This is a genomic window from Nocardioides bruguierae (assembly GCF_023656415.1).
Lineage (GTDB): Bacteria > Actinomycetota > Actinomycetes > Propionibacteriales > Nocardioidaceae > Nocardioides > Nocardioides bruguierae.
In genome coordinates this window covers 1-8,799 of the sequence record NZ_JAMOIL010000054.1, presented here as the reverse complement: position 1 = coordinate 8,799, position 8,799 = coordinate 1, and the positions used below count along the sequence as shown (strand labels likewise).

General features: G+C 72.4%; 14 protein-coding genes. All 14 read right to left on the bottom strand.

From position 1 onward, the window contains the following. Positions 1–982: hypothetical protein (locus M8330_RS21415; protein ID WP_250829007.1), on the bottom strand; the 982-nt coding region annotated here is incomplete at its 3' end. Between the two features lie 2 nt (positions 983–984). Then, positions 985–1,341 (bottom strand): hypothetical protein, encoded by a 357-nt coding sequence (locus M8330_RS21410; RefSeq protein WP_250829006.1) that lies wholly within the window; start codon positions 1,339–1,341, stop codon positions 985–987. Beyond that, positions 1,338–1,733 carry a phage terminase small subunit gene (locus M8330_RS21405; protein ID WP_250829005.1) on the bottom strand — a complete coding sequence of 132 codons (396 nt, stop codon included), beginning with the start codon at positions 1,731–1,733 and terminating at the stop codon, positions 1,338–1,340. Before M8330_RS21405 ends, M8330_RS21410 begins: the two co-directional genes overlap by 4 nt. Before the next feature lie 133 nt (positions 1,734–1,866). Next, a complete protein-coding gene (locus M8330_RS21400; RefSeq protein ID WP_250829004.1) occupies positions 1,867–2,046 on the bottom strand; it encodes a hypothetical protein in 180 nt (59 codons plus the stop codon). Positions 2,047–2,076: 30 nt separating this feature from the next. Then, positions 2,077–2,943 carry a hypothetical protein gene (locus M8330_RS21395; protein WP_250829003.1) on the bottom strand — a complete coding sequence of 289 codons (867 nt, stop codon included), beginning with the start codon at positions 2,941–2,943 and terminating at the stop codon, positions 2,077–2,079. Beyond that, positions 2,940–3,377 carry a helix-turn-helix domain-containing protein gene (locus tag M8330_RS21390; protein WP_250829002.1) on the bottom strand — a complete coding sequence of 146 codons (438 nt, stop codon included), beginning with the start codon at positions 3,375–3,377 and terminating at the stop codon, positions 2,940–2,942. The genes M8330_RS21395 and M8330_RS21390 overlap by 4 nt, the downstream gene beginning before the upstream one ends. Beyond that, positions 3,371–3,550: a hypothetical protein gene (locus M8330_RS21385; protein WP_250829001.1), complete on the bottom strand. Its 180-nt coding sequence runs from the start codon at positions 3,548–3,550 to the stop codon at positions 3,371–3,373. The genes M8330_RS21390 and M8330_RS21385 overlap by 7 nt, the downstream gene beginning before the upstream one ends. Continuing rightward, positions 3,550–3,828 (bottom strand): hypothetical protein, encoded by a 279-nt coding sequence (locus tag M8330_RS21380; RefSeq protein WP_250829000.1) that lies wholly within the window; start codon positions 3,826–3,828, stop codon positions 3,550–3,552. The genes M8330_RS21385 and M8330_RS21380 overlap by 1 nt, the downstream gene beginning before the upstream one ends. Further along, a complete protein-coding gene (locus M8330_RS21375; RefSeq protein ID WP_250828999.1) occupies positions 3,825–4,124 on the bottom strand; it encodes a hypothetical protein in 300 nt (99 codons plus the stop codon). The genes M8330_RS21380 and M8330_RS21375 overlap by 4 nt, the downstream gene beginning before the upstream one ends. A 2-nt stretch (positions 4,125–4,126) precedes the next feature. Next, positions 4,127–4,342 carry a hypothetical protein gene (locus M8330_RS21370; protein WP_250828998.1) on the bottom strand — a complete coding sequence of 72 codons (216 nt, stop codon included), beginning with the start codon at positions 4,340–4,342 and terminating at the stop codon, positions 4,127–4,129. Continuing rightward, positions 4,339–5,376 (bottom strand): hypothetical protein, encoded by a 1,038-nt coding sequence (locus M8330_RS21365; RefSeq protein WP_250828997.1) that lies wholly within the window; start codon positions 5,374–5,376, stop codon positions 4,339–4,341. Before M8330_RS21365 ends, M8330_RS21370 begins: the two co-directional genes overlap by 4 nt. Beyond that, positions 5,373–5,582, bottom strand: a complete 210-nt coding sequence (locus tag M8330_RS21360) for a helix-turn-helix transcriptional regulator (RefSeq protein ID WP_250828996.1) — start codon at positions 5,580–5,582, stop codon at positions 5,373–5,375. Before M8330_RS21360 ends, M8330_RS21365 begins: the two co-directional genes overlap by 4 nt. Before the next feature lie 263 nt (positions 5,583–5,845). Beyond that, the gene (locus M8330_RS21355; protein WP_250828995.1) at positions 5,846–6,982 is read right to left on the bottom strand and encodes a tyrosine-type recombinase/integrase; all 1,137 of its coding nucleotides are present in this window, start codon (positions 6,980–6,982) and stop codon (positions 5,846–5,848) included. Positions 6,983–7,253: 271 nt separating this feature from the next. Beyond that, the coding region (locus M8330_RS21350) for a hypothetical protein (protein ID WP_250828994.1) at positions 7,254–8,799 on the bottom strand (1,546 nt) is incomplete at its 5' end.

Here is an 8,799-nt window from a genome sequence, read left to right as displayed (position 1 = left end):
TCATGTCCTCGAACCCGAACGTGAAGTCCCGCGACAGGGGCGCGAGGCCGGCCATCAGCTGGCCGAGGCCGACGACGACGTTGCCGGTCGACCGGGCCCAGGAGTCCATCATCGGGACCGTGTCGGAGCGGACGTAGGAGATGAACGCCTCCATGTCGTCACCGACGAGTGCCGCGGCGGCGTCGTCAGCGAGGCGGCCGAGGGTGGCGGCGAGGTCGGAGACGAAGCTGGTGACGGCCGGGACGTCGGTCTGGAGCCGGTCCAGGGCGGACTCGACGCCGGGGAACAGTCCGGCGCCGGCGGTGTCGCGGATCTGCGCGAGGACGGGCTGCAGGGCGTTCAGGTACCGCACGAAGTGCTGGGTCTCGGGGCCGAGCTTGTACAGCGTCTCCTGGAGCTTCTCCAGGGTCGCCTCGGTCGGGTCGTTCTGGAAGTCGTCCAGCGCCGTCACGGCGTCGCCGAGGCCCTGGACGGCGATCATCGCGGTCGCAGCACCAGCAGCAGCCGCACCGAGGCCAGCGGTCAGGCCGGTGACGGCCGGGACCAGCGAGGCGGCGATGGGCGAGAGCGTGGGGCCGAGGATGACGATGGCCTCGCCGAGCAGCCGCAGCCGACCGGAGTAGCGGTCGATGTCGCGTCCGCTGCGGTTCAGGGAGTCACCGAGCTCGTCGGCGCCGTCGGCTGCCTGGAGCTCGGCGAGGGCCTGCTCGCGCAGCGTCTTCCGCAGCTCGCGGGACTTCACGTCGGCGCGGGCCATCTCCAGCGTGTACTCGCTGGTCTTCGCGCGTGCGCGCTCCGTGGAGACCGAGGACTCGCTGATGCTGCGGTCCAGGTCGGCGACCGAACCGCTGGTGGAGGTGCTGGTCCCGTCGAGGTCGTGGAGGTTCCGGTTCAGCGCCGCGGTGGCGGCGGCGGCCTTGGCCATGCCAGTGGTGAAGTGGTCCTCCAGCTCGAGGAGGACGGACTCTCTGCGAACGGCCATGCTCAGTCTCCCATCGGGGGTGTGGTGTTGTCGGTGGTGCGGACGGCGTCGATGAGCGTCTGCGCCTGTGCGCGGAGCGCCTCGAGGTCGGCGGGGTCAGGCGCCGTGCGGGAGACGCCGTAGCTGCGGGGCGCCGGGACGGCGCCGTCTCGGCTGTCCCAGGCGCGCCGGGCGGCGCTGTAGCGGTTGGTGGCCGAGCGCCATGCGGCCAGCAGGCCCCGGGGCGCGTGGAGGTGCTCGGGGGCTGTCCAGACGCCGACGCTGCGGTGTGCGAGGCTGCCGGGGAGTCCGTCGACCGAGGCCGGTGCCGGGCGCCGGACCGAGCGAGCGGTGCGGCGGGCTGACCTGCGCGCGCTCACTGCTGCTGCTCCTCGCGCTCGTCGCGGATGCGCCAGCCGAGGGAGACCATGGCCTTCGGGGTCAGTCCGAGGGCGTCGGCGGCGTAGCGGGCTTCCTGCGCCACCCACGCCGATGCCTCCCCGGCGTAGATCATCGACTCGAAGATCACCAGCGTCGCGACCGTCGCCTTCGCAGACTCGTCCCACTGGGTCGCCTGGGGCGACTGCCACAGCTCGCGCCACCTCGCGCGCTGGGCAGCCGTCCAAGGCTTCCCCTCGGGCCGGCCCTTCGGGAGAGTCGGCACCGGCAGGTCGCAACCCTCGGCGGGCAGGTCGACGAGCGCGCTCTTGGCCCCGACCGTGCCCCGCGTCGCCCGCGAGTGCGGCTTGCGAGGGTCCCTGCGGGCCGGCATCAGGACACCCGCCCGAGGCCCCCGGCCGGACGCCGCGTTGAGGTTGATTGGTTGCCGCACCCCTCAGAGCGCTCTCCCTCGGTCCTCTGCGGGTGGGGGTGGGAGGGGGATGCCCCAGGGGTGCGCGACGTTGTCAGCTGGAGAGACGGGGCCCGCGGGTCCACTGGTCCGTCTTCTCGGTGTTGGAGGCGGATGCCTCGGTGTCGGGCTTCGGGAGCGTGCGGATGCCGAGGTAGGCACGCATGCGGGCTGCGGCGGCGGTGACGGCGTCGTCGGGTGCGGGGTCGGCCTGGGGGCGGAGCGGCATGGGCATGGGGCTGTTCCTTCCGGTGGGTGGGTTGGGTCAGGCGTTGGTGGGGTTGGGCTTGCCGGGGCTGTGCCAGTGCTGGATCTCGGACCAGCTGGTGCGCAGGTCGTCGATGTTGGGCAGCCAGACGTCGGTGCGGGTGGTGAGCTCGCGGAACCAGAGGACGTCGCGGGTGTCGTGCTTGGGGGCGGTGGCGTAGACGTTCTCGAACTCGTGGATGCGGGAGGCCCAGACGTGCTTCCAGCGCCAGGCGGTGGCGTCGTGGGGGCTGGCGGAGTCGGGGCGCTCGTAGACGGCCTCGACGATGTCGGTCTGCTGGCTGCGCAGCCGGCGGTAGCGAGGGCGGAGGGCCTTGAGGGCGGCGAGTGCGGCTCGCTGCTTGTCGGTGGCCTCGGCGACGGCCTCGGAGTCCTGGACGTCGAGGCCGTCGAGCGCGGTGACGGCGGTCCGGGCCTCGGTGAGGATGCTGGTCAGGTCCTCGCGCAGGTGCTCGAGGAGCTCGTCGGCGGCGTCGTGCGCGGTGGTGTCCCAGCGGGACCGGAGACGGTGCTGGATCTGCTGCATGGCTAGCGCGGCCTGGTCGGCGGCCTGCTCGGCGGCGGCGATCTCGCTGACGCGGACGCCGATGTCGTCCGGCAGCGGCTTGCCGGCGACGAGGTCGCTGACGGTCTCGCCGAGGAACTCGTCGAGGGTCTGGGGGCGCTGCTGGATCTGCTGCTCGAGGTCGATCAGGCGGTCCTCGGCTGCGATGAGCCCGGTGACGGTGTCGGGTGCGGTGAGCGTGCTGTTGCGGATGAAGTCGGCGAGCGGGTGCCGCTGGAGGCGGTGCGACATCGTCGAGGCGACGGTCGGCGCGTTCGTGCGGGAGCGGTTCGGGTCGTGGTGGAGCTGGGGCGTGGTCATCGGGGCTGCCTTTCGCGTCGAGCTTGGCGGTAGTGCTCCACGTCGTCGGTGTGGATCTGCCACTGACGGCCGGCCTTTCGGGCCGGGAGTGAGCCCCGGTCGATGGCCTTGACCACCGTCCGGGGCTCGACCCGAAGGAGAACTGCAACCTGGCTGGTTGTCAGCCACGGAGAGGGTCGGTCGGGTTCCGGTGCCGCGTCCACGGTGGGTCCGCTGGCGGAACCATCGGCGGAACCGAGGTGGTTGCGGGTGGCGCGGTCGACGTGGGTCTGCCAGAGGTCGGCGGCGTGCTTGATCTCGGCCAGCTGCCGGTCCAGGTGCGGGTCCTGGCCACGGTGCAGCGTCCTCAGGTGCCGGACACCGGCGTATGCCTCGAGCACCGCGCAGGTGCGGGCGTCGAGGACGACGCCCGGGCCGCGGTCGCCGATCAGCACTCGGCCTGCTCGGTTCGGGGGCGGCCGAGGAAGGGTCGGTCGAGGATCGTGACCGGCGCCCGGCCGGCCTTGACCAGATCGGCGGCCACTTGGTCGAGGCTGCGCGTGTCCCGGTAGGTCGGGGTCTGCGTGACGGGGCGGTTGCGGCGGGTCCTGCGGTTGCGGCGGGGCATCAGGCGGACACCGGGGCGATCTCGGCGGTCCGGGTGAGGCCGATGAGCTGCTCGGCCAGGAGGACGCCGGCGCTGTAGGTGTGGAGGCAGGCGGCGTGGTCCTGGGGACCGCAGGCGCTGCAGCGCCAGAGGGGGCCGCGCTCGGGGGTCCATCGCACGGACACGGGCTGCGGGTGGTCGGGGTCGGTGACGTGGACGTGGCGGCTGGTGATCTTGCGGCTGCGGCCGTCGGCCATGGCGGCGGGCATGGTGCGGGGGAGTGCGTGGGGCATGGTCACTGGGGCTTCCTGGGGTCGTGGTTGCACTGGTCGCAGCAGGGGCCGCGGCGGATCTCGGTGAGGGAGCGGCAGGACTGCCAGGGCGCCTGGCAGGTGCGGCAGGAGACGTGCACGAGGTGGGGCCGGCACCGTGGGCAGGGCCGGGGTCGGCCCTCGTCGTCCTCGCCGAGCCACCCGCCGCGGCAGGTGGCGGCGTGTACCCGGGCCTCAAGCTGCAGCGCGGCTGCTGCCTCGGCCTCGGCCTCGCGTTGCTCGCGGGCGTCGGTGGAGTCGATGGGCGCGTCGAAGGGGGTCATGGTCAGATCACGTCTCCGGGCACCGTCTGGCGGATGAGGCTCGTGAACTGGCGCAGTCGGCGTGCCAGGAAGATGACCTCGTCGGCGGGGACGAGCAGCTGGCCGTCGACCTGCTTGATCAGGTCCAGGGCTACACGGTCGGCGTCTTCGATGGCTTGCCGGTAGGACTCGTAGGAGTCGCGGTGCTGGCGGCTGGGTCGTTCCTCGTCGGGCGTCATCGTGAGCCTCCTGCAGCGGTCTGGTCGTGTTGGGTCACGCGGATGCCGCCCGGGGTCTCCACACTGTGGAGACCCTTCTCGTCGTCCCCGTCCTCAGGTGACTCATCGGCTGGGTGCTGGACGTCGCAGGCCGAGCACAGCCGTGAGGCGTTAGGCCCGGCGCCGTTGACGCGCATTCCGGCCGGGACGCCGTGCTCGCACCGGTCGGCCGGCGCCGGTCGTGGGGCTGGGACGACGCCAGCGACGCGACGGACGCCCTCGGCGTCGAAGGTCCGCATGTAGCTCACGACGGACTTCACCGACGGGCGTGCGGCGAGAGCGCGGGCGCAGACCAGTGCCGTCGGCAGGTCAATGCCGTCGAGCCGGCGAGCGGCGGCCTCAGCGGCGATCCGCACCTCGTCCGGGTCCGCGGGGGGTGCGTCCGGCGCACCCCCTTCGCTGTCACGCGTGACGTCACGCGTGACGTCACGCGTGACGCTCTGCGCTGTCCTCCCTCCCGAGTCCTCCCCGCTCCCTTCGGGGCGGGTCGGGTCGGGTCGGGACGGGACGGGACGGGAGGTGGTAACGAGACCGGTAACGTTACCGGTAACGGCTGTGGATAACGCGCTCGGATCATTCACAGGTGGCTTGTGACCAGTCTCGTTACCGGTAACGCCGTCTCGGCAGTTCCGCGGGTCGCAGATTGAGTGATCCCCGCGCCGGTGACGGTCCATCCGCTCCCGGTACCGCCGCTGCTTCGAGGCCCGGTACTCGCGCCGCGCGCGGACCGATTCGGCGGTCTCCTGGTCCGACCAGTCGAGCTGCCAGACCTCGCCCTGGTCATCCCACAACCCAGCAGCCACGAGCTCGTCAGCTGCCCGGCCCGGCTCGGGAACGGCCGTGATGCGCGTCAGCATGGCCTTGGGCAGCGCGCCGTCCGTCGTCTGCCGATTGCAGAAGACCAGAGCCTCGATCGCCAGACGGAACGCAGCATCGGACAGCGACGCGACCTCTGGGCGGTCTGCGTAGTCGTCGCCCAGCTTCGTCCAGGTCATGCGCCGGCGGTGGGGATGGGCTGGAGCAGGGCCTCGACCTGCGTGAGGTCTACGCGCAGGGTCCGGCCGCTCGTGCCCAGTCGGTACCCGACGAGCTCGCCCTGGGCGATTCGGCGACGGATGGTCTTCGGGCTCACGCCGGCGTAGTCGGCGGCGACAGAGACGGGCACGAGGCGCCGAGACGGCTGCGGGTGCTTCTTGGTCACGGTGATGGGCCTTTCGGGTTCGAAATGCACGAAGCCCCGGAACCTGCCTCGTTGGGCTGGTCCGGGGCTGCCGGTTGTGGGTGGGGGGGGGGAACCGTTCACGGCGGTCGAAGACCGCGCGACGGCGGGAGCGCCTGCTCCCTACGGATCCGGAGTCGGGAAAAGGCCGAACTCAAACGGATCAGGGCATGCAGCAGCACGCCTTCCGGTGGCACAAGGGTCACATGGGCGAGTCGGCGACACAAGGACCTTGAACGCGCCTCCTACTGGCCATCGACTAGAGCCGAGAGGCGTCGGGCGATCTCGGCGTCGCGCTCGGCCGCGGCGTGCTGGTAGCGCATCGCGGCGCCGGGGGTGGAGTGACCGAGTCGGCCCATGAGCTCGGCGAGGGTGGCGCCGGTCTGGGCGGCGAGCACGGCGCCGGTGTGTCGCAGGTCGTGCCAGCGGAGGTCGTCACGGCCTGCCGCGGCTCGGGCGCCGTAGAAGCCCCACCCGGCCGACGTCTTGGTGGGGGCGCGGCCGTAGAGGCTCGAGGGGGAAAGTTGCCTGCCGTTGTTGGCTGGGAAGAGGAGTCCGTCCTGCCCTGGCGCGGTGTGTTGGAGCAGGTGCTCGCGGACCAGGGGGAGTAGGTGGGGTGGGATGGCGACATCGCGGGTGCCGGCGTCGGACTTCGGGGCCTTCACGATGGTGGTGCCGGCGGCGCGGACGACGCCGCGGCGGATGCGGATGACGCCGTGCTTGATGTCGATGTCCTTGCGGCGGAGCTCGGCGAGGGAGGCCGGGCGGACCTTCCTGGCGCGGGTGGAGGTGCCGGCGCCGCGGATGGTGGCGGGGTTGCCGGTGCGGATGAGGCCGCGCTGCACGGCGGTGCCGAGGATGGTGCGCAGGAGCGAGTAGGCGTGCGCCTGGAGCGTGGGGCGGCCGGCGGCGGTGAGGGTGTGCCAGCGTTCGACGTCCTCGACGGTGATGTCTCGGAGCGGGACGTCGGCGAAGGTCGGCAGGATGTGCTCGTCGAGCAGGGTCCGGTAGTGAGCTCGGGTGCGTTCGGCGAGCGGGCGGCCCTTCACGCGTCGGCCCGCGAGCCAGGAGTCGGCCCATTCGCCGAAGGTCACTCCGGCCCGGCGTGCGTCGGCCTCTGCTCGACGACGGGCTTCGGCTCGGGCCGCCGGGGGAGTCCATTCGCCGGCGCCGATGAGGCGGCGCTCGGCGACCAGCCACGCCTCGGCGTCCTCGCGGGTGTCGAAGGTGGTGGGCGCGGCGTAGCGGATGGGCTCTGGTCGTCGCTCGGGGTCGGCCGGTGTGGTCTGGCGTCCGTCGGGGTCGGAGTAGCGCGCGCGGTACCGGCCTGAGGGCAGCTTGGTGATCTGGCCAAAGCGGCGGCGATCGGGGGTCTTCGGCATGGACTCACGTGCCTTTCGTGTCCACTACGTGTCCACCAGGAGGGTACGCGTGTCCCTTGTGGCTTGTAAGTCAACACGCTACTGTTCCTCAGAACTGCAGGTCAGAGGCTCGGGTCGCTGGTCACAGCCAGAATCGTCGATCGACGACGGGACTGGTTCGAACCCAGTATCGCCCACAGAAGAAACCCCAGGCCGTACGGCCTGGGGTTTCGTCCTCTCCGGGGGCTGCCCGCGTCGCTCAGGTCGCCGGCCACCGATCAGCAGCCACCGCTCAGCAGCGCGTGCCCAGCGTCCTGGTGCGCAGGGCGTGGCCGCGGCGCACCTGGGTGCCGTGGTCGATCGGGAAGCCGCGGACCCAGTCGTAGATCGCCTGGGTGCGGGGCGCACGGCGCTGGCCGACGCCCACCATGCTGATCCGCGGGGTGAGCGGGACGCCGGGGACGGCCCGCCGGTTCTTCGTGGTGGCGATGGGGGAGCCATCGTAGAACCACGTGACGTGGTCGCGACCGACCTCGACGGCGAAGTTGTGCGGCGAGGTCCCGCGGCTCACGCCGCGCTTGGTCCACGTCCAGGCCTTGCCGGCCCGCGCCGAGGACGAGCCGACGGTGAGGCGTCCGCCGGTCGCGGTCACCTTCGCGACGGTGATGGCGGTGGCCGAGCACGCGGTGCCGGCGGTGGCCGGCACCAGCTCCACCAGGATCGTGTGCTGGCTGCCGGGCCCGGACTCCTCGACCTGGGAGCGCATGCGGAACTCCCAGCGGCCGTAGGTCTGGGCGTTCCTGCTCAGGGTCAGGGTGGTCGTGCCGTGGGAGCCGTAGGCGTCGCCGCGGTTGTCCCAGCCCGTGTCCAGCTCGACGCCGCCGTTGTGCTTGCTGGCGCGGCCGGTGCCGTCGGAGGTGTCCAGCCACCCGCCCTGGCGGCGCGTGCCCCGGGCCGGGCGACTGGTCAGCGACTCGCCCGACTCCCAGGCGAAGTCGAAGAGCGACGGCGCCCAGCGGTACCGGGTGCTCGCGGTGGGGGTCGCGGCGTTGGTCGCCCGCGCGCTCGGCTCGGCCGCGGCGGTGGAGACGTCCGTGCTGCTGTCCGCGTCGTCCCGGGAGGCGGCTCCGGAGGAGACCACGTCGACGAGGTGCGGGTAGGAGGGGAACCATCCGATCCGGTCGCCGTCCTCGTTCCAGTCCCGCTGCACCGCGCGGTAGGCCACGGTGCGGGCGCGGGAGGGTGCCGTCACCTGGAACCTGGCCAGGCCGGCCGAGCCCACGAGGTCGCGGGCCACGGTGCGCCACTCGTCGCCACGCACCCGCTGCTGGAGGACGACGGTGCGCCCCGGGATCGGGGGCGGCCCCTGGAAGATGTCGGGGGCGGTGTCGGCCACCACCGTGAACGTCGACCCGGTGGCGACCCGGTCCGAGCCGCCGTCCACCTCCAGGAGGATCTCCTGCCAGCGCGCCTGCATGAGGACGCCGGGGGTGGTGCCGCTGCTGGAGCGCACCCGCCACCGGACGTTCAGCATCGCGGGCGCGGGGAAGGTGAAGGAGAAGGCGCCGGTCCGGCTCGTGCGCCCGACCCGGCCCCGCTCGACGTCGGTCCAGGAGTCCCCGGGGCGGCCCATGTGGAACTGGAGCCGGATGTTCTGCACGCCCGACGTGGGCATCCGGCCGCTGAACGTGAGCAGCTGCCCCGCGACGAACACCGACGGGGACACGTCCAGCCGTGCCGCCCGCTCGCCCGAGGTAGCCCTCTCAGCGGTGCCTGTGCCGGTGGTGGGGGTGCCGGTGGTGGGGGTGCCGGTGGTGGGGGTGCCGGTGGTGGGGGTG